At 66.9% G+C, this 18062-nt stretch carries 19 protein-coding genes and 1 tRNA gene; 10 read left to right on the top strand and 10 right to left on the bottom strand.

Going from position 1 to position 18062, the window contains the following annotated elements; translation table 11 throughout:
* Positions 1-43 precede the first annotated feature (43 nt).
* The 3 genes from SK854_RS40540 to SK854_RS40530 are packed head-to-tail and all read right to left on the bottom strand — an operon-like array spanning position 44 to position 2491.
* Positions 44-1201: a PucR family transcriptional regulator gene (locus SK854_RS40540; RefSeq protein ID WP_319980452.1), complete on the bottom strand. Its 1158-nt coding sequence runs from the start codon at positions 1199-1201 to the stop codon at positions 44-46.
* A 58-nt stretch (positions 1202-1259) separates the two neighbouring features.
* Positions 1260-1928 carry a GAP family protein gene (locus tag SK854_RS40535; protein WP_319980451.1) on the bottom strand — a complete coding sequence of 223 codons (669 nt, stop codon included), beginning with the start codon at positions 1926-1928 and terminating at the stop codon, positions 1260-1262.
* On the bottom strand, positions 1925-2491 hold the full coding sequence (locus SK854_RS40530; RefSeq protein WP_319980450.1) for a TetR/AcrR family transcriptional regulator: 567 nt from the start codon (positions 2489-2491) through the stop codon (positions 1925-1927). Before SK854_RS40530 ends, SK854_RS40535 begins: the two co-directional genes overlap by 4 nt.
* Before the next feature lie 41 nt (positions 2492-2532).
* On the opposite strand from SK854_RS40530, the gene SK854_RS40525 reads away from it, so the two are divergent.
* The 6 genes from SK854_RS40525 to SK854_RS40500 all read left to right on the top strand — a co-directional run bounded on the left by SK854_RS40525 (position 2533) and on the right by SK854_RS40500 (position 7268).
* Positions 2533-2976 carry a hypothetical protein gene (locus SK854_RS40525; RefSeq protein ID WP_319980449.1) on the top strand — a complete coding sequence of 148 codons (444 nt, stop codon included), beginning with the start codon at positions 2533-2535 and terminating at the stop codon, positions 2974-2976.
* Positions 2977-2994: 18 nt separating this feature from the next.
* A complete protein-coding gene (locus SK854_RS40520) occupies positions 2995-3870 on the top strand; it encodes a LysR family transcriptional regulator (RefSeq protein WP_319980448.1) in 876 nt (291 codons plus the stop codon).
* A gap of 68 nt (positions 3871-3938) precedes the next feature.
* Positions 3939-4823 carry an ABC transporter ATP-binding protein gene (locus tag SK854_RS40515; protein ID WP_319980447.1) on the top strand — a complete coding sequence of 295 codons (885 nt, stop codon included), beginning with the start codon at positions 3939-3941 and terminating at the stop codon, positions 4821-4823.
* A complete protein-coding gene (locus SK854_RS40510; RefSeq protein ID WP_319980446.1) occupies positions 4820-5527 on the top strand; it encodes an ABC transporter permease in 708 nt (235 codons plus the stop codon). The genes SK854_RS40515 and SK854_RS40510 overlap by 4 nt, the downstream gene beginning before the upstream one ends.
* Positions 5509-6666, top strand: coding sequence for a sensor histidine kinase (locus SK854_RS40505; protein ID WP_319980445.1), 1158 nt, complete (start codon positions 5509-5511; stop codon positions 6664-6666). Before SK854_RS40510 ends, SK854_RS40505 begins: the two co-directional genes overlap by 19 nt.
* The gene (locus SK854_RS40500) at positions 6663-7268 is read left to right on the top strand and encodes a response regulator transcription factor (protein ID WP_319980444.1); all 606 of its coding nucleotides are present in this window, start codon (positions 6663-6665) and stop codon (positions 7266-7268) included. The genes SK854_RS40505 and SK854_RS40500 overlap by 4 nt, the downstream gene beginning before the upstream one ends.
* Here the strand turns inward: SK854_RS40500 and SK854_RS40495 are convergent.
* Positions 7265-8191: a squalene cyclase gene (locus SK854_RS40495; RefSeq protein ID WP_406601889.1), complete on the bottom strand. Its 927-nt coding sequence runs from the start codon at positions 8189-8191 to the stop codon at positions 7265-7267. The genes SK854_RS40500 and SK854_RS40495 overlap by 4 nt on opposite strands.
* 148 nt (positions 8192-8339) lie before the next feature.
* Here SK854_RS40495 and SK854_RS40490 point away from each other — a divergent pair.
* Positions 8340-8422: transfer RNA gene (locus tag SK854_RS40490), tRNA-Leu, on the top strand.
* On the opposite strand, the gene SK854_RS40485 is transcribed toward SK854_RS40490, so the two are convergent.
* From SK854_RS40485 to SK854_RS40465, 5 genes are all read right to left on the bottom strand, one after another.
* Positions 8404-10152 carry a recombinase family protein gene (locus tag SK854_RS40485; RefSeq protein ID WP_319980443.1) on the bottom strand — a complete coding sequence of 583 codons (1749 nt, stop codon included), beginning with the start codon at positions 10150-10152 and terminating at the stop codon, positions 8404-8406. The genes SK854_RS40490 and SK854_RS40485 overlap by 19 nt on opposite strands.
* Positions 10153-10302: 150 nt before the next feature.
* Complete coding sequence (locus SK854_RS40480) at positions 10303-12381, bottom strand: cell division protein FtsK (RefSeq protein ID WP_319980442.1); 2079 nt, start codon at positions 12379-12381, stop codon at positions 10303-10305.
* Positions 12378-12971 carry a hypothetical protein gene (locus tag SK854_RS40475; RefSeq protein WP_319980441.1) on the bottom strand — a complete coding sequence of 198 codons (594 nt, stop codon included), beginning with the start codon at positions 12969-12971 and terminating at the stop codon, positions 12378-12380. Before SK854_RS40475 ends, SK854_RS40480 begins: the two co-directional genes overlap by 4 nt.
* Positions 12968-13300 carry a hypothetical protein gene (locus tag SK854_RS40470; protein WP_166053842.1) on the bottom strand — a complete coding sequence of 111 codons (333 nt, stop codon included), beginning with the start codon at positions 13298-13300 and terminating at the stop codon, positions 12968-12970. The genes SK854_RS40475 and SK854_RS40470 overlap by 4 nt, the downstream gene beginning before the upstream one ends.
* A complete protein-coding gene (locus SK854_RS40465; protein WP_319980440.1) occupies positions 13297-13635 on the bottom strand; it encodes a WhiB family transcriptional regulator in 339 nt (112 codons plus the stop codon). The genes SK854_RS40470 and SK854_RS40465 overlap by 4 nt, the downstream gene beginning before the upstream one ends.
* 348 nt (positions 13636-13983) lie before the next feature.
* Between SK854_RS40465 and SK854_RS40460 the strand changes: the two genes are divergently transcribed.
* The 3 genes from SK854_RS40460 (at position 13984) to SK854_RS40450 (ending at position 16414) form a co-directional block, all read left to right on the top strand.
* Positions 13984-14367: a helix-turn-helix domain-containing protein gene (locus SK854_RS40460; protein ID WP_090062704.1), complete on the top strand. Its 384-nt coding sequence runs from the start codon at positions 13984-13986 to the stop codon at positions 14365-14367.
* Positions 14368-14495: 128 nt separating this feature from the next.
* Entirely contained in the window at positions 14496-16067 is a 1572-nt protein-coding gene (locus tag SK854_RS40455; protein ID WP_319980439.1) for a helix-turn-helix domain-containing protein, read from the top strand.
* Positions 16064-16414 (top strand): signal peptidase I, encoded by a 351-nt coding sequence (locus SK854_RS40450; RefSeq protein WP_319980438.1) that lies wholly within the window; start codon positions 16064-16066, stop codon positions 16412-16414. The genes SK854_RS40455 and SK854_RS40450 overlap by 4 nt, the downstream gene beginning before the upstream one ends.
* Here SK854_RS40450 and SK854_RS40445 read toward each other — a convergent pair.
* Entirely contained in the window at positions 16403-17953 is a 1551-nt protein-coding gene (locus SK854_RS40445) for a transcriptional regulator (protein ID WP_319980437.1), read from the bottom strand. The genes SK854_RS40450 and SK854_RS40445 overlap by 12 nt on opposite strands.
* Positions 17954-18062: the final 109 nt, after the last annotated feature.

The following is an 18062-nucleotide window of genomic DNA, read 5'->3' as shown; positions in this document are numbered from 1 at the left end:
TCGTCTTTTGTCACTCGCGTACGAAATGACTTCCCGTTGTTTGTCAGTCGCGCAGCAACAAATAGTGCGCACGCAGGGCGAGCTCGAGCGTGAACCGTTCCTCGGCGTCGTGCATTCGGTCGCCGAACAGTTCGTCCAATTGGTTCACGCGGTACCGCACGGTCTGCGGGTGCACCTTCAGCCGTGCGGCGACCTCCGGCGCGCCACCCCGTGCCGACAGCCACACCAGCAGCGTCTCGGCGAGCTTGGTGCGTTGCAGGTCGGTGAGCGGGGCCAGCGGAGCCAGCGCCCGTTCCGCGAGCTGCCTGGCCAGGAACTCGTCCGCGAGCACGGTCAGTTCGACGATGTGGTCGGCGCAGTCCAGCACGGGCTTGTCGGGCAGCACCTTCTCGCGGGCGAGGGCGAGCACCCGGCGTGCGCAGGCCAGTGACCTGCGCGTCTCCTGCGGCGCCACCGGCAGGCCGACCGCGGCCCGCCACCCCGGCAGGGCTCCGCGCAGCCAGCGCGGTACCGCGGCCGGATTCGGCACCAGCAGGTACGGCGTGGCGTCCTCGAAGTTGACCAGGACGTCGGCCGGCAGGTCGTCCGCGGGCGCGGCGGACGGCTCCAGCGCGACGGCCACGAGCCGGTCGGGCATCGGCCAGGACGCCGCCCTGGCCGCGTCGAGCACGGCCTGCCAGTTGGTCGCGGGATCGCCGACGAGCAGCTCCATCAGCTTGCGCCGCTTGCGTTCCAGCGTGCCCGCCGCACTCGCCTGCGCGGCGGCGTACCCCTCGACCGACAGGCTGACCAGCTCGTCGACGTGGGCGATCATCGCCTCGCCCAACACCGACATCAGTCGCAGCGACAGCTCCCGCCGCTCGGCGAACCCGCAGATGTGCCGCCACGCCACCCGCGCGCCGATCCGGTAGGCGGCCTGAAGGCTGTCGAGGCTGCGGCCGGACTTGAACTCCCACGCGCCGAGCTTGCGGTGGATGTCGTCGTGCGGATCGGGCTCGGAATCCGGCGAGGCGATGCGGTCGACGAACTTCACCAGCGCCTGCCGGATTCCGTCGACCACGTTCTCCCGGAACCTGCTGTATTCCGGAATGGATTTCTCGATCGCCTCGAAAATGCCCACCGCGACGGGCGCCACTTCCATTCGGAGCAACGGCGCCAGTTCGCGCGGGACCGATCTTCTCGGATCGGCCGGCCCAGTCATCCTGGCGAGTGTAGGAGGAAAACGAAACCGGGTCGTTCAGCCAACTGGACCAAATGGTTCACATGAGGAACAGCCGGGCGACGGCATCGCGCGCGACCAGGAACCCGGCGATGCCGAGAATCCAGCCCGTGGCGCTCGCCCCTTTAGCGGCGAACCAGTCGCTGATCCTCGTGAGGAACGGCTCGATCCTCGCCCGCAGCGCGAGCCGCCCGCCGAGCAGCAGGAGCGCCGGCACGATCATGACCAGGCAGTATCCGGCGAGCAGCAGCCCGATCTGAGCGGGTCGCAGGTCGGCGGCGCTCATCATCCCGATCGCGCCCAGGTACGGCAGCATCGTCGCGAGCTCGACCACGCCCGCCAGCACCGCGACACCGGCGAGCGCCACCGCGGACCCGTTGGCGTTGAGGCGGTTCTGCCACCTGCTTGTGTTCGGCTTCTTCTTGCTGTCGAAGCGGAAGCTGATCGCGAACAGGAACACTCCGATCACCAGCTGGATCCAGAGAGCCACCTCGTTGTCGAGGTGGCCGGCCAACTGCGAGGCGCCCAGCACGATCACGATCCCGACGGCGAAGTAGAAGACGGTGATCGTGCCGAGATAGACGCCGAACCTGCTCAGCTTCAGCCGTCCCGGCGTGAGCATCAGCCAGATCGGGATGAACAACGTCCCGATGCTCGTCGAGTCGAGCAGCGCCAGTCCCGCTAGCGCCGCAACCAGTCCCAGTGTCACGTACTCCCCCACAGTCGTTCGAGGTGGCGCGCGATCACCTGCCGCGCCACCTCCTCCGTCATCACGTCCGGTTCGAGCGCTCGTTGCGCCGTCACCCCGTCGACCAGTGCCGCGAGCCCGACGGCCTCCCCGCCGTCCAGGCCCGCGACCTCCAGCACGTGCCGACACAGATCCCTGATCGCCTGTGCGCCCTCCACGTGCCGTTGCAGCAGCACGGGATTCGCCGCCGCACGAGCCGCGAACGCCAGCCACACCCGTGCGCGTGCCGCGTCGTCCACGAGCCCGATGGCGCACAGGGCGTTGTGCAGGCGGCCCTGAAGGCTCCCCTCCTGGTTCAGGACCTCCTGCACGCGTGCGGTGAGCTCCTCCACGAGCTGGTCCTGCGCGAACAGCAGCAGCTCGTCCTTGCTGCGGAAGTACTTCTGCAGCAGGCCGGTGGTGGCGTTGAGTTCCCTGGCGATCCTGGGCAGGCTCGCGGCGTCCAGCCCCTCGGCGTCGACCACCCGGTAGAGGGCGGCGACCACCTGCTGACGCCGTTCGACGGGATCCGCGCGTTTTGGCACGACCGTAAGATTACGACCTTGATCTGATCACGGCAACTCCCTTGCGCAACCTCGGGACGGCGTGCGGCGTCGAACACGTCGTGAAGCGGTGGATCTGGGCGGCGTTGGCCGCGATTCCGGTCGGGGCGGGCGCGATCTGGTGGGCGTTGCCCGACACCACGGACGTCGCGGTGATCACCGCGATCAACCCGGACGGCACGGTGCAGTGGGTCGACGGCGAGTTCCGGCGAGCCGAGGAGAACAACACCATGGTTCACGAACTGCCCGGTGAGACGCGGGTGTCGCGGCTCGCCGACGACGTGGTCATCCGCACGCCGTTCGGGTGCGGAGAGCCGCAGGGCTTCACACTGACGTGGAACGGGTTGGGCGCGATCGAGTGCACGCGCGCGGAGTTCCTGGCGAAGGGCGATACGCCGTACGCGCCCCGGCTGACGTTCAACGGCGACGGCGAGATCACCGAGATTCAGGGGCGATACCACCCGTAGTCCGTATACCTCTGGTTCATGGACCTCACTGCGGTTCCGCTGGTGGCGTTGCGGGTGTTCCAGGAGGTGGCCGAGCGGGGCTCGCTGAGCGCCGCGGCCGTCGCGCTGGGCTACACGCAGTCGGCGGTGTCCCGGCAGATCGCCGCGCTGGAACGGGTCGTGCGCGCGCCGTTGCTCGACCGGCAGCGCGACGGCGTGCAGCTGACCGACACCGGGCACGTGCTGCTGCGGCACGCGGGGCTGGTTCTCGCGCAGCTCGACGCGGCCAGCCGTGAGCTGTCCGGGCTGCCGGCCACCGCGGGCACGGTCCGGCTCGGGTGGTTCACCAGCGCGGGCGGCACGCTGGTCCCGTCCGCGCTGGCATCGTTGCGGCGCAGCCATCCGGCGTTGACGGTGACCACGCGCGACGGCACCACCGCGTCGTTGGTCCGCGCCCTGCGAGCCCGCACGGTCGACGTCGCGGTGCTGGCGTCCGAGCCGCCGTTCCCTCCGCTGGACGACGAGACGCCGGCGTTGCGGACCAAGGTGCTGGACGAACGCGAGTTGCTGCTGGCCGTGCCGTCGACGCATCCGCTGGCGCACAAGGACTTCATCGAAGTGGCCGACCTGCGCGGCTGGGCGTGGATCGCGGGCCCGCCCGGTTTCGGCGTCTGGCCCGGGCTGGACGAACGGGTGACCGTCACCCATGTCGCGCGGGACTGGCTGGCGAAGCTTCAGCTCGTGGCGTCCGGTGCGGGCATCACGACGTTGCCCGAGCCGTTGGCCACGTTGGTCCCGCACGGCGTGCAGGTCGTCCGAGTGCGCTCTTTGGAGCGTCAGCGCATCGTCGTCGCGTGGCTGAATCTGTCCGAACCGGCGTCCGTGGTGGTGGACGCGCTCGTGCTCCGCGCATGACATCTGTCATGGGGAACTGATGTGGGACGGCACTGCCGGTTGCCCGTGTTTCCCGAGATCGTTGGTTCATGACAGCGATCGAGGTGCGGGGGCTGACTCGCCGGTACAGCGGAGGGTTCGAGGCTGTGCGGGGCGTTTCCTTTGACGTGGAGCGGGGCGAGATGTTCGCCCTGCTCGGCACGAACGGTGCGGGAAAGACCTCGACCGTGGAGGTGGTGGAGGGGCTCTCACGTCCGGCGGAGGGGTCCGTGCGCGTGCTCGGCCACGACCCGTTCGGCGAACGGGCCGCCGTGCGGCCGCGGATGGGCGTGATGCTGCAGGAAGGCGGTTTCCCGCCGGACCTCACGGTGACCGAGGCCGCGAAGATGTGGGCGGGGACCCTGACATCGCCGCGGCCGGTGGACGAGGCGTTGACGCTCGTCGACCTGGCGCATCGGGCGTCGGTGCGGGTGAAGCAGCTGTCCGGCGGGGAGCGGCGGCGGCTGGACCTGGCGCTCGCGTTGCTGGGCAAGCCGGAGGTGTTGTTCCTCGACGAGCCGACCACCGGACTCGACCCGGAAAGCCGGCGCAACACGTGGGAGCTGATTCGCTCGCTGCTGCGCGAGGGTGTGACCGTGCTGCTGACCACGCATTATCTGGAGGAGGCGCAGGCGTTGGCCGATCGGCTGGCGATCATGCACCGCGGCCGGATCGTGGCGCAGGGAACCGTGTCCGAGGTCGTGGACGCGTACCCGTCGCGCATCTCGTTCGTGCCGCCGGCCGGTGTCCCGCTGCCTGTCGTGGCCGACGTGGAGTCGTCGGGCCGGGTGACCGTGCGGACGAACGAACTGCAGTCGACCCTGCACGAGCTCCTGGCGTGGGCTCACCAGAACAACGTGGAACTGTCCGGTTTGGACGCCCGGTCGGCGTCGCTCGAAGAGGCGTTCCTGGCGATCGCGGAGGAGGCGGCATGAGGGCCGTGGCTGTGGGACAGGCCGAGCTGAAGTTGTTCTGGCGCAACCGGACCGCGCTGTTCAACTCGCTGCTGCTGCCGTTGTTGCTGGTGCCGGTGCTGATCTCGGTGGACGCGGACGGCGTGCCGCTGGTCGTCGGGTTGATCGGGTTCGCGCTGCTGATGGCGGTGTACTACAACCTCGTCACCACGTTCGTCGCCCGGCGCGAGGAGCTGGTGCTCAAGCGGCTGCGCGTCGGCGAGCTGACCGACCCGGAGATCCTGGTCGGCGCGTCCCTGCCGTCCGTCGTGGTGGCGCTGGGGCAGATGGTGCTGTATTGCGTCGTCGTTGGGGTGATCACCGGCGTCGAGCTCCCGTCACGACCGTGGTTCCTGCTGCTCGGTGTGCTCGGCGGAGTCGCGGTCTTCACGGTGCTCGCCGCGGTGTCCTCGGCGTTCACCCGGACCGTCGAGATGGCGCAGGTGACGTCGCTGCCGATCCTGATGGCGTGCCTGTTCGGCTCCGGCCTGATGTTCCCGCTCTCGGCGTTGCCCGAAGGCCTCGCCGCGGTGCTCAGGTACCTGCCGCTGACGCCGGTGCTCGAACTGCTGCGCGCCGGCTGGTCGGACGGACCCGTGCTCAAGCCGGTGATCGTCCTGGCGGTGTGGATCGCCCTGGGGACCTACGCTGTGCAGCGGTGGTTCAGGTGGGATCCCCGGAGGTGAACTTGCTCGGCTGGTGGCGGTCCCGTGGCAGCGCGGCGCGGTTCGACCTCTTCGTGCGCTACACGTTCTACCTGAGCTACGTGTTCCTGCCGCCGCTGCTGCTCATCAGCCTGACCGCGGAGATCAGCACCGTCGCCCTCATCGTGCTCGTGACGGCGGTGCTGGCCCACGTGGCCATGGGCGTCCGGCTCGTCCACCTCGGCATCGAGCACCACCTCCGCAAGGCCGCCTACCCACGCCGCCTGCTGACGATCTACGCCGTCGCCACCTGCACCGCGCTGGCCGTGGCCGAACTCACCTACCCGGATCCGTTGCCCGGCAAGAACGACAGTCCCAGCGACGGCATCGCGATCATCTTCCTGGTCCTGATGATCACGACCCTGTCCGCCGTGGCCCGCCCGCGCACCCTCGTGCTGGTGGCCGCGGCGGGCGGCGCCTGGATGTACCTCGTCGCACCGCCGGGCAACGCGTTCTTCATGACCATCATGCTGCAGTTCCTGGTGGCCGCGTTCCGCTCGACGCTGTGGATGCTGCGCATCGTCTGGGAACTGGACCGCTCCCGCGAGGTCCGCGCGAACCTGGCAGTGGCGGAAGAACGCCTCCGCTTCGCCCGCGACCTGCACGACGTCGTGGGTCGCAACCTCTCCGCCGTGGCCCTGAAGGCCGACCTCGCGGCCCAGCTGGCCCGCCGCGGCCGCACCGAGCCCTCCATCGACGAGATGCTCGAGGTCCGCCAGATCGCCCAGGACTCCCTGGACGAACTCCGCGCCGTGGTCAGCGGCTACCGCACCGCCGACCTCTCCGTGGAACTGGCAGGAGCCCGCTCACTCCTGGCCTCGGCGGGCATCGACTGCCGCGTGATCGGCGACGTGACGTTCGACGGCGAACCGGCCGGCGCCCTGGGCTGGGCAGTCCGCGAAGGCGTCACCAACGTCCTGCGCCACAGCGAGGCCCACACGTGCACGATCACGTTGCGCGGCAAGGTACTCACCATGTCCAACGACGGCGTCTCCCTGAAGACGTTCCGCTTCGGCAGCGGCCTGACCGGCCTCCACGAACGCATAGCAGCCCTCGGCGGCACCGTGACAGCGGCCCCGGAAGCCCCCAACCGCTTCGTCCTCACCGTGGAGCTCCCGTGATCCGCATCCTCCTCGCCGACGACGAGCACCTCATCCGCGGCGCCATGGCCGCCTTGCTGTCCCTGGAAGACGACCTAGAAGTAGTCGCTCAAGCCGCGACCGGCGCCGAAGCCCTGGCCACCGCCCGAGTGGTCCGCCCAGACGTGGCCGTGATCGACCTGCAAATGCCAGACCTCGACGGCGTCTCCGTAGCCCAGTCCCTGGCCACAGAACTCCCCACGTGCTCCACGATGATCGTCACCAGCCACGGCCGCCCAGGCCACCTCAAACGCGCACTGGCCGCAGGCGTGAGGGGCTTCCTCCCGAAAACCGTCTCCTCGGACGTCCTGGCCACAGTGGTCAGAACCGTCCACACAGGAGGCCGCTACGTCGACCCGTCCCTGGCAGCCGAAGCAATCAGCGCCGGCGACAGCCCCCTGACCCCACGCGAAGCAGACGTCCTGGAACTGGCCCTCGAAGGCGCTCCGATCGAGGAAATAGCCCGCCGCGCCTCCCTGTCCCCAGGCACGGTCCGCAACTACCTCTCCTCAGCCGTGGGCAAAACCGGAGCCTCGAACCGCCACGAGGCAGCCCGCTTCGCCAGGGCCAAGGGCTGGATCTAACTCTCCCACCACTTCAACACCCGAAGCGCGTAAAACGTGAGCCACTTAGACGGCTCACCTTCGTCAACATCAACCTCGAACCACACCCGCCCAGGATGCCGCCCACCCTGCAACCAGGTCCCGTCCGCCTGCCGGGCCGTCCTGATCATCTCGACGGCCTCAGCCATCCGAGGATCCTTCCGACCGGCCTCCCGGAAGTAGTCCATCGCGTTCAACACGCTGTACCCCCACCGAAACGGCGACCTGAACCGCCCAACCCACTCCCCCACAACCTCCTGAGTGGACAACCGCCGGCAAAGCCGCCGAGCAAGCAAATACTCCTCACCCCGCACCCGAGCCGCTCGGGTCTCCACCGTCCCCCCAGTAGCCACCTCGTGGGCCAGCAACCCTTTCAACGAGTTGAGCGTCGAGTGAAACGACGACCGCGTGGACCCCTCAACCCACTCGCAGTTCCACCCACCGTCCTCAAGCTGATGCTCGACAAACCAGTCGGCGATCCCCCGAACATCAACCCCAAGCCACACCCCGTTGGCCAACGTCCACGAGTTGATGCAGCAGTCGACCTCCCCACCCCAATAGGGCAGCCCCTGGTACTCCCACCGACACCCAGCCGCAAGCAGCTCAGCGGTCCCCTCAAGCACCGCGGCATCAACCCCCCACTCCCGCAACGAGGTCAACGACCAGGTGGTGGCAGTCCACGGCTGCCCCTCCTCCTTCCCGTCAAACCCAGCGGGAAAGAAGGCCCCACCAGCCCACATGCCATCGCTCCCCTGCGCGGCAAGCAACCGTGCCCCAAACCCCTCACCCCCCACAAGCGCCCGCGTAGCGCGCCAAACCTCCTCCGGCGCCCCCACCAAATCCCGCTGAACCTGCCACCGCAACGCAGGGTCGGACTCAAGCAACCACCCAGTCACCTCACGCACACCCCGACCCTAACCCCACCCACCGACACCACCACCGATCAAGCCCCAACCAGCACAAACACACCCACCAGGCCCCGATTTTGGCGTGCACCGACGATCATGTAACCTATGGACACACCACGGCGCGAGCCGAGGCAGAACTAAATACGTCCGGGTGGCGGAATGGCAGACGCGCTAGCTTGAGGTGCTAGTCCCCGAAAGGGGGTGGGGGTTCAAGTCCCCCCTCGGACACGAGCGTTATTCACCCCCACGGGGTTGATGGAAACATCAGCTTCGTGGGGGTTTTGCTTGTACCGAACTTGCAGGTCGATCGCCTCGTACAACTCCTCCAGCCTCGTCGGTGCGTGACCTCGTAGCGCCGCGCTGACGTCTCCTATCAAGTCGATCGCCGCGTAGATCTCGGCGATGTCCACCTCCACTGGTGCTGGGACGTTGTCCAGGGCTGCCCGTGACGCGAGCCGTTCGGCCTGTGCCTCGTTGATCACCTCGACCAACGCCGCAGGGTCCACGCCGGCCATGATCGCGTTCTGAAATCTGGTCAGCTTGGCCTCGGCTTCAGCGAGCCGCCGCTTTGCTGCGTCGCGACCGATCTCAATGACCGGCTCTTGCGAATCCATCAGCGCCGCAACGGTCCGGTCGCGGTTTTTCCGATCGAAGACATGTCCCAGCCAGCCGTTCACCGCGTCCTGAAGAGCGTCCTCTCTCAAATAGACCGCGCCAGGATGCGAAGCGAGCACAGGAGATCCCGGAGTCAAGGTGCGCGCCGGACAGCGGTAATACATCGCTTTCTTACGCGGGCTGCCCTCCATCTTCCGCCCACAGATGTCACACCGGATACGACCGCGGAACAGGTAGCGGTGCTTCACCGCGCGCCCAGCACGCTCTGTCTTTCGCGCGGTCCGCAGATTGCCCTTCGACTTCCGCAGAAGCTGAGCAGTCGTGAAGTCCTCGATCTCCACGATCTTCGGATGCGCCGGATTACGCGACCGAACGACTCGATCCGGACTGGCCTTCCGGAACCGCACCACATGACCAGCCGACACGTCATCAGGATCGAGCAGCGTCTCGTACTTCGTGGAGCGGCCGAAGAACGCATAGCCGGTGTAACGGGGGTTCTCCAGGATCGCTCGCACCGTGCTGCCCTGCCAGCCGTCACCTGGCCGATGCCGGTTCTGGTCCGGACGTCGCGCGGACGGACACGCAATCCGGTCGTGGTTGAGTCCGTTGGCAATGGCCCGGTCGCCCTTGCCGCTCAAGTACTCGGAGAAGATCCGCTGCACGACCCACGCGGAATCGTCGTCGATCACGAGTACCCGCAACCGGTAACCCTCTGCCGACTTGCGCGGATTCGGATGTAGCCCGCCGTCGACCGTGACGTACCCGTACGGCGCTCGTCCGCCCTGGTGCCGTCCCTCGTTGAGCACCTGCGTGTCCATCGCGGCCCGGACACGAGCCTGCACGTGCTGACGCTCGGACTCGCTCATGCCACCGAGCACGCTCATCAGCATCTTGTGCGACGGGTTCCGGGGGTTGTACTTCCCGCCCAACTCCGGAACCCACAGGTCAACCCCGTACGCCTCGAACCGCGGAGCGATCAACGAGAACTGGTTGCCGAACCAGCACCTCGTCCCCTCCCCCACTACAACGGCGTTCCAACCACGGTGCGGGTTCTTCAGCGCTGCCAGCAACCGCGAAGCCTCGTCACGCCGCTCCCATGGCACGGACCGCGACTTGCCGATGTCGAAGAACTCCTCAACGATCCGGCCGCCCAACGGCCCGACGAACTTGTCCGCGTTGCCGAACTGCCAGCCGCGCGACGTCTCGGGGTCCTGGTTGTCCTCAGTCGAGCACCGGCCGTAGCCCGCTACCGGACCGATGCCGTCATCCACGACTTCACTGACCTCGATGCCCCACAGGTCATCGAGTGTCGCCCACGGGTCCCGGCTGATTTCAACAGTCATCGCACCTCCCTCCCGGAGGACCGTTCAGGCCCTCCGCTTCGCTCAGCTCGAACAGGATGTCTAGCAGTATGCGGCTTACTCGCCTGGTGAGAACAGGTAGCTCCACAGGAAGGTTGACCTTCAGCTCTCTGCGGTCCAGATCATCGCCGGTCATAGCTGGTCCACGTCCGGCAGGCCGAACGAGCCGATTTCAACAATCGCAGCTCGGATGTCCGCCGTCAGATATCCCCTAACACGGCGCGTGCCCTCTTCCTCCTGGACGTACTGCCGCGTGGGTCGGCAACCAAGGTCGCCCATGTCCTTGCCGAACGTTGTCGGCTCGACGTCCAGCGCTTCCACCAGTTCGGCCGTGGGCACGAACTCCCGCTCGTCCAGCCCGTCACCGAGGTACTCCACGACCGCAGCCAACGGCTCCGGCAGCTCGATCTCGTCGCGACTCGGCCCACCGATCTCTTGCACGACCTCCGCGCGATGGAGCAACGGCGCGTCACATCCGGCAGCCTGACCGGTCAACGTGCCTTCGACCTCTCGGAGCGCACGGCCTCGTTCGCAGATCGTCCGCCAGTCCTCGTTGGGCATGTAGAACGTCCGCACAGTCAACGCGAGCACATCTGCCCCAGCCTGTGTCTCTCCGTCCGGCCGCAGAATGCCGACTCCCTTGTGCGACGGAAGCAACCGGCTGCTGTCGTACCCGCGGGTGTTCATCTGCTCCCCGAGCACGATGTTGCTGTCCCGCCAGTCCATGACCCGCAACGCGAACCGCGACCCGAGCACCGCCCGCAGCTTCGACGGAATCGTGTTGCTGTCCGGCCGCTGCGTAGCGAGCACCAGCACCAGTCCAGCCGCCGGGGCCTTCTTCGCGAGCCACGTCAACAGCTCGCCGATCTGCTCCCCTGCCGTGAGCTTCTTCCCTTGCACCACAACAGGAGTGCGATCCTCCAGTGCAATGTGGACCTCGTCGACAATCAACGCCGTGATCGGCATGTCCAGCGACGGATCACGCGACATCGCCGGAGTCACCTTCGACTCGGGACACGTCACGTCGTCCAGGTCCTGCATCCGCCGATACCGCCGCTGAACGTCCGCGACCAACTCCACGAGCCAGTCCAGGAACGCCAACACGTGTTCGCTGTCGTCGCCAGCCATGAACCGGTGCGCGACCTGCTCTGCGGCCTGCCAGTCCTTCCCGTTCTTGAAGTCGGCGACGTACAGCCGCGCGTACGGATCGAGGATGAGCCCCGCCGCAGCCAACCGTTCGGCCATCGTCTTGCCCTGCCTGGGAATCGCGCCGATCAACACCGACGTCCACACCAACGGCAGGTCGATCCGCCGTCCACGAGCATCGGTCCCGAACGGCACCGGGCGCCACGCATCCCAACGCTCGACCGCGAGCAGCGGCGTTCCGATCGGCGGTGAGGCGTACGGATCCTCATCGGCAACCCACATCGCCACGCGTCCGGCATGACCGCCATTGCCGCGCACGCGCTCAACACTCAGCTGAATCTCGTCCACCGCCAGCGCCGACGCCAGGTCCTCCCGGTGCTTCACGACGTCGGCCGCCTTGCGCGTGGCAGGCAGGTCCACCGTGATCGCCCAGCCGGCACCTTGCCGAGATGCGCGCTCGACCAACCGCAGCGACTCGTCCTTCCCGATCAGCTTGGCGTCCCGGAACGCGTCGACCAGCACCTGAGAGTCCATCGTCCACGTCAGCGTGCGTGGTCCGGCGAGCACGGACTTCCGTCCTGGTGAGCCGTCCTTCGCCCGTCCGACGATCGCCAGCACGGCCGCTCCGACGCCTCCAACGCTCCACAACACCAAGTCGCCGTAGAGCACCCAAGCCACCGTGATCACCGCACCGCCAGCGAGCAGCACGGTTCCGGTGACCTTCCATCGGAACAACGTCAACGCGCGGATCTCAACGAACTTGTCCGCCAGCTTCTCCGACTGCTCGGCAGCGTCGCGGTAGTCCCGCACCCGAACCCAGTTCCGCCAGCCACGCGCCGCAACCACCAGGCCACGACCGACAGCACTCGCACACCGGAGCGGAGTCCGAAGCACCCAAGCAAGCGCATCCTTCGCGGCGAGCTTCAACGCCTCGCGAGACTTCAGCGCCGGAGGCACCACATGCGAGTAGCGCCAGGTGGTCTCGATCCGCCGGACGAGCGCCGCACGCTCGTCGACCAGTTCTCCTTCCATGATCTGCTCTGCAGGCACCAGCTCGCCGCTCATGGCTGGTCCCCGTTCAGCGCGGCCGCCAGCTTCGAGGACAGCCCGCGCGAGCACCCCGTGACCTCACGCACCCATGCTGGCGAGACCTTGGCGCTCGACTTCCGAGCCTTGCGAGCCACCGCCAGGTACTCCGCGAACGACGTCCGCGGAGCGGGTGCCACGGCCTCCACCGTGGCACCCGCAGCGGTCCCAAGCTTGTCCCGCAACTCCGTCACGGCCTCAGCAGCGACGAACACAACGAGCGGCGGCACCGAGTGCAACACCACGAGCGCCGCGGACCCGGCCACGAACGCACTCCAGGTGTTCATGACGTACGTAGCCCCGAGCGTGAACCACTTCGCAGCCCGCACCCATCCACCAAGCCGCACCCCGTGCCGAGCAGTCACCTGCTCGGCACGGAGGATCGCCAGCAGCACCAGCGACACCATCGGGTCCAACAGCCACGCCGCGAACCAGGCCAGCGACCACACCGCCGCACCGGCCGCAGCGAACTGCTGAACGTTGGTCATCGTGAACGCGAGCCCCAGCAGAATCCCGGTCCAGCACAACCGGTCCACCTGCACGGCAACCCGCTCGATCGGCTCGCTCACTTCCGATCACCACCACGTCGATGAGGCTCGTACGTGGTCACTGTGAGCGCCTTCGTCAGCGTGTACGACGCGAGCAATGCCGGCACTCCGAGCACCGCGAACAACAGCCAGCCGTTCCCGCCGTGCGTCACGACCACCCACTGAACGATCACGATCAGCACGGCGTTCACGACCACGCGCCCACCGAGTGACATCAGTCGAACGCTCGTCCGCGCCGCACTCGCCGCCGCCTTCGCCCGACGAGAACCAGCCCGCCAGACCAACACCAGAACCAAGAGGACACCGACCGCAGCCAGCACCTGAGTGGGAGTGACGCTGATGGCGTTCATGAACGCGACCCCCTCTCGGCCCGTTCACCGCGCTGAAGCCAGTGCCGGTGCACCTCGCTCCGCTCGTCCTCCGGCAACGCACCCCACACACCGACCGTCTCAGCGCCGGCCGTGCGCAACTCCAGCTCCAAGCACTCGTCCCGCACGGGACACCCGGAGCACTGCCGCTCAGCCAGCTCTCGATCGGTCAGTTCCTCGTCCGCCCACGGTGGTTCCCCCGTGAACGCCCACATGCACAGCCCGTCGCTCTGAACGACGTCGGTCAACTCATCGGTCGGCACCCATCGCAAGTGGTCCAGCGACCAGGCGATCCCGACCAGCCGCAGATCAGTCACGAAGCACCCCCGGCTCCGAAAGCACTCGCCGAAGCGAGCTACCGGGGACGACGAGACGGCCGTACTGGCGCTCAGCCGTGAGCACCCCGAGCCGGATGGCCCGGAACACGGCGGACTGGCTGATACCGAGCACCCAAGCGGTCTCGCGGATGGAGTGAACAGAAGACACAGAAGTACGCATAGGAATAGGCCCTTCAAAGAGAGAGCTGACGATTTCAGCTCTAATTGATTGATTTCAGCGCGCATGATGGCGCGTTTGATCACGCACAGCGCGAAATGCGCCGTGTCACGTCTCCAAACAGCGCAAGGCGGCTAATATCAGCGCCGAGGCGGAGCGCGGAGGAATACGTGTCGGAGGATTGGGCGGCAGTCGCCAGAGCCATCAACGAGCGCGTGAACGAGCTCGGCTGGCGTCAACGCGAGCTAGCAGAACGCTCGAACGTCTCCCAGGCGATCGTCCGCGAGATCCAACACAACACAGTGGAGCGCCGGCGGGGGCCGCGGACGCTGGAGTCCTTGTCTACCGCCATGGGCTGGCACCCGATGCACCTCGACGCGGTGCTGCATGGCCGCCGCCCGCCCGAGCGAGACGAGCCGATCACCGACCCCGGCGACTCGCTTTGGTCGCGTTTGGACAGTGTCGAACAGCGCCTGATCGACATCACCGAACGCCTCGACGACCTGAAGTCGGACCTCGCGTCGGTAGCGAAGCAAGTCCGCGAGAACCGGTAGCCGAGTGCGTTTCCGCTGGTTGAGTGCCCTGATTTCCATGCACCAATTCCAGCGCGAATAGCCACCCGAACCCATGCATGTCCAATGCAAGTTCAATGCAGGTTCTGCGCTCTGGGGGTAGCGCGAGCATGAGCGTGAACGACGAGTGGACCGGCCAATCAGCGCGCTGCCTACAGGCAGCACTACGTATGACTCACGAGGCCTTCGCCGAACACCTAGGCATCGGCGTCCGCACCGTGGCCTCCTGGCACCAGAAGCCAGACACCAAGCCACGCTCAGGCGTCCAGCGTGAACTCGACACCGCACTGGCGAACGCACCCGCTGACGCAGCTGACCGTTTCCATGAGCTGATCAACGGCGGACCTCTGGACCTCCCAGACGGCGCATCCAAGGACGCGGAACTCCGTCTCAGCGAAGACGCGACGATCGTCGCCGCCCTCGACTGGCTAGACGCACGCGCAGGCTGGGACCCCGGCACCGCCCGTCGCGAAGTAGCCGCACGCCTGGCAGCCCTCGACCTGCACGCCCTCCAGGACCGCGGAGTCCTCCGTGGCCGCGTGAACCAACGCGACACCGCCAGCGCACTCGCGAACTACTACGGCGCCTCGACCACTGGCCATGGCCGCTACTCAGCAACGTTCGGCACGAACTCGGCAGCCTCCACGACCGTACTGACGCACCCGGACTGGCTGGACCTCGACTGCCCGCTGTTCCCCAAGCACGACAAGCTGAAGCTCGCCGGCGTAACTCCAGCCGACAACATCACGATGGACGAGGCGAGCGCAGACCGCGCCGCGCAACGGCTGGCCGAAACGCTGGCCCTGGGACACCGCATGGTGAACATGCCGCTGTTCCGGCTGCTCGACGTGGATATGCGAAAGCACCAGCTCGCGGGCACCGTGGGCGTGACGGACTTCGTGGGGTACGTGGTGACGATGGACCTGCTCGAAGGCGAGCTGGTCGACGCGCTAACCACCGACAAGCCGACGAGCCCCGGCGCACTCCCCCTCCGCGACACATACATGCCAAACCTGACGGCAGCGTTGAACGTCGGCGACCGAATGTGCGCAGGCGGAGCCCTCGCGCTCACAGCCATCGCCCGCCCTGCGGACGCGTTCCGCAGCGAACCGGACTATCTCCTGCTCGTCCAGGAACGCTCAGGCCACGTGATCAACGCGGCCCGCCGCTTGGCCGTAATCCCGAAGGGCTTCCACCAGCCGCTAACGGACTTCCGCGCCGACACCCGGGTAGGCGCGACCCTCCGTCGCGAGATGGAAGAGGAACTGTTCGGCCGAGACGACGTGGACAACACCGTCGGTGAACAGCGCCACGCAGACCCCATGCACCCAAGCCGACTCTCCGAGCCAATGCGCTGGCTACTGGCCGAACCCGACCGTCTGCGCATGGAGTGCACAGGCTTCGGCCTCAACCTCGTGAGCGGCAACTTCGAGTTCGCCAGCCTCATCGTCATCGAAGACGAGGAGTTCTGGACGCACTACGGCGGAGACGTCCAAGCCAACTGGGAAGCGTCCCGTCTGCACCAGTACTCCAGCCGCGACGCGGAGCTCCTGGACGAACTCGTGAACGATGTAGCTTGGAGCAACGAAGGGCTCTTCGCCCTTCTGCAGGGCCTACGCCGCCTCCGCGAAATCGGTGGCACCCGCGTAGACCTGCCAGAGATCGAATGGGAGATCAGGTGACCGCCAACTGGCAAGCCGGCAACGCCGCGGACGACAGCACGGAGACCCGCGGCTGGCTGGTCGGACACTTCATCGACCCGTCGATCGGCGTCCGCTCTCAGAAGGACGTCGAAGTGAAGTGGGGAACCCATCCCGCCGGTGACAAGCGTCCGGATTGGACCTCCGACGACCAGCGCACCACGCTGGTTCTGTTGGTAGAAGGCAACTTCCGCGTAGACACCACCGACGGCAGCAAGACCATGACCCGCCAGGGCGACTACATCATGTGGGGACCGGGCGTAGACCACTCCTGGGAAGCCCTCGCGGACTCCGTCGTCATGACCGTCCGCTGGCCCTCACAGACCTGACAACTCGAAGTTCGGCAGACTCACCCGCGAGCCACCGACCTCACGCAGCCGCCGGAGCCCTTGGAGCAACGCGAACAACCCTTCGTTGCTCCAAGCCTCCTGCTGCACCAGGTCCGTGATGAGTTCGCCGTCCAAGCTTGAGTACAACGTCAGCCCGGACGCCTCCCAGTTCGCCTCAAGCTGCCCACCGAACCGCGGCCAGAACTCCTCATCCTCAATCACAACCAGCGTCGCGAACTCGTAGTTGCCGCTGACGAGATTCAGCCCAAACCCGGTGCACTCCATCCGCATCCGGCCGGCTTCGCCCTCCAGCCATCGCATCGGCGCAGACCAGCGCCCAGGATGCATCGGCGATGCCACCCGCGCAGCACCCGAAGTCACGTCCACGTCGCCGCGCCCGAACAACTCCTCCTCCAGCTCTCGCCGGAGTGTGGCACCGATCCGAACATCAGCCCGAGGATCGGTAAGCGGCTGGTGAAAGCCCTTCGGAATGACCGCCAACTTCCCCGCCGCGTTCACCACCTGATCTGACCTCGTCTGCACGATCAACGCGTAATCCGCAGCACCCCGGAACGGGTCCGCAGGCCGCGCAATCGCCACCAGCGACAGAACCCCACCCGCACAGACGCGCCCGGCAACATCAAGCACAGCATCCATGTCTGGCAGGTACCTGTCCCGCAGTGGGTTCAGAGCCCTAGAGCCGCTCACCACCGCGTCCGCCAACTCCGCTTCGAGTAGATCCATCGTCAGCGCGTACTCGACAAAGCTCCCCACGTCGACAGCCCCACCGATGCCGTGTGCACTGACGTCGATCCCAACCAACCGGTACAGCGGCAGGTTCGCGAACCGCACCCCAAGAGCAGCAGCCATCACGAGCCGCTGGACAGCCGCCTCCGCGCAACCTGCGCTCAAGACAGGTGCCGACCCTTCTCCCTGTACGAGGGCCAGCCGTTCATTGCCAGCATCGAGCGGCATCCCAAGGCCGCTCCATTCGGACCGCGTGAACACGCTGGTCTGCACGTCCATGCCCCGACCTAGAACCCCGAACGTGTAGTTGACTCGGTAGTACCGCCTCACCACGTCTGCGGTCTGCCGCCGGCTGATCCGATTCCGCCTTGCCCGCTGTCCCTGGAGCACCCCGACGTCAACGAGCTTCAACCCAGCACTCACCTTTGCCGCGGACAAACCTGGCAGCCAGCCAGCCGCACCATCCAGCCACTCGAACGCCCCTGCCAGGCCCGGATGAGCCGACACGCCGACCGAGCTTCCCCCAGGACTGCCCTCCATCGGCGGAGACAGCAACACCTCGACCGTCGAACCGAGCATGTTCTCCAGCAGCCGGGCGGTACTCGCTTTCACCTGACCCAGAGGCTCGTCAGCAGACCGACGCCCAGCAACGAGCCGCTGAAGGTGCCGAAGCCCAAGCGTGCCCGGCTCCCTGTGCTCCCGCGCGTACAGCTCGGCTTCCTCGACAAACTCCTCCAGCGTCAGCCGGCGTTCCCAAATCCGCTGCTCAAGCACGGTGCGAAACGTCCGCATCGTCCCTCCTAGCTCCCCAGGTCGCAGCTGGTCGCCCCAGGTCACCCACAGGCCGTACCGCTGATCGAGCGCTGATGAAATCTTGATTTCAGTCTGACATGCCTGCTCC

Source organism: Lentzea sokolovensis (genome assembly GCF_033949975.1).
GTDB lineage: Bacteria > Actinomycetota > Actinomycetes > Mycobacteriales > Pseudonocardiaceae > Lentzea > Lentzea sokolovensis.
The sequence above is the reverse complement of the archived record's forward strand: the minus strand, read 5'-3'. Positions and strand labels throughout refer to the sequence as shown.

Excerpts from the sequence above, each read along its gene's own strand:
- SK854_RS40540 (WP_319980452.1), bottom strand. The coding sequence starts at position 1,201 with ATGACTGGGCCGGCCGATCCGAGAAGATCGGTCCCGCGCGAACTGGCG.
- SK854_RS40520 (WP_319980448.1), top strand. The coding sequence starts at position 2,995 with ATGGACCTCACTGCGGTTCCGCTGGTGGCGTTGCGGGTGTTCCAGGAG.
- SK854_RS40515 (WP_319980447.1), top strand. The coding sequence starts at position 3,939 with ATGACAGCGATCGAGGTGCGGGGGCTGACTCGCCGGTACAGCGGAGGG.
- SK854_RS40510 (WP_319980446.1), top strand. The coding sequence starts at position 4,820 with ATGAGGGCCGTGGCTGTGGGACAGGCCGAGCTGAAGTTGTTCTGGCGC.
- SK854_RS40485 (WP_319980443.1), bottom strand. The coding sequence starts at position 10,152 with ATGACTGTTGAAATCAGCCGGGACCCGTGGGCGACACTCGATGACCTG.
- SK854_RS40480 (WP_319980442.1), bottom strand. The coding sequence starts at position 12,381 with ATGAGCGGCGAGCTGGTGCCTGCAGAGCAGATCATGGAAGGAGAACTG.
- SK854_RS40470 (WP_166053842.1), bottom strand. The coding sequence starts at position 13,300 with ATGAACGCCATCAGCGTCACTCCCACTCAGGTGCTGGCTGCGGTCGGT.
- SK854_RS40455 (WP_319980439.1), top strand. The coding sequence starts at position 14,496 with ATGAGCGTGAACGACGAGTGGACCGGCCAATCAGCGCGCTGCCTACAG.
- SK854_RS40445 (WP_319980437.1), bottom strand. The coding sequence starts at position 17,953 with ATGCGGACGTTTCGCACCGTGCTTGAGCAGCGGATTTGGGAACGCCGG.